Source organism: Pseudoduganella aquatica, assembly GCF_009857595.1.
GTDB classification, from domain to species: Bacteria; Pseudomonadota; Gammaproteobacteria; order Burkholderiales; family Burkholderiaceae_D; genus Rugamonas; species Rugamonas aquatica_A.
Window position 1 is genome coordinate 1 of the sequence record NZ_WWCU01000111.1, and the last position, 730, is coordinate 730.

Annotated in this window: 1 protein-coding gene; it reads right to left on the reverse strand. The window is 61.1% G+C overall.

Annotated features, from left to right (window positions below):
- Positions 1-682, reverse strand: a 682-nt coding sequence (locus tag GTP77_RS29780) for an IS30 family transposase (protein ID WP_161075750.1), incomplete at its 3' end; no start/stop codon positions are given.
- Positions 683-730 lie beyond the last annotated feature (48 nt).

Sequence of the window (730 nt, forward strand, 5' to 3'; positions counted from 1 at the left end):
TGAGCACAGCGGAGAAGCTGTCGATGACCGCCTTGGTGGTGGCGTTGTCCATCTTGGCGAGCACCACAAAGCCGGTCGTGCGTTCGACCAGCGTGCCGACCGACGAGCGGTTGGCGGCGCCTTTGATGAGGTCGCCCTCCCAGTGGCCAGGGATGAGCCTGTCCTCAACCTCTGCTGGACGGATATGGATGCTTTGCATATCCGGGATTTGGCCGCGCCGGTCAGTGCCCCGGCTGCGGGGTTTGCGGACTTGATTGTGGTGGCGCAGACAGGCGATCAACTCGCGCTTGAGTTCACCGCGCGGATGCACGTAGATGGCGTTGTAGATAGTCTCGTGGGACACGGTCGCGGTAGGGTCGTCTGGCCAAAGGGCCTTGAGTTTGCGCGCTATTTGCTGCGGTGACCAGAAAAGATTCAGGTGATGCCGGACCACCTGGAATAACACGCCGTCCGGATGCAGTTTCGGCAGGCGGCGTGGCAGCACGCGCCGGGCTTGACACTGCGCATGGGCGGCGTCGGCGTCATAGACTCCGACGCCGCTGGTGCGCTTGAGTTCGCGGCTGATCGTGCTGGCAGAACGACAAAGGCGTTTAGCAATGGATCGGGTGGAGCACTGGTCGTCGCGCATGGTCATGACGACAGCGCGCTCCTGGGTTGTCAAATGTTTGTAGATTCTCGCCATGGCGGCACCTTACAGCAAAAGGTGTTGCACTTGGTCTTTGAGAACACC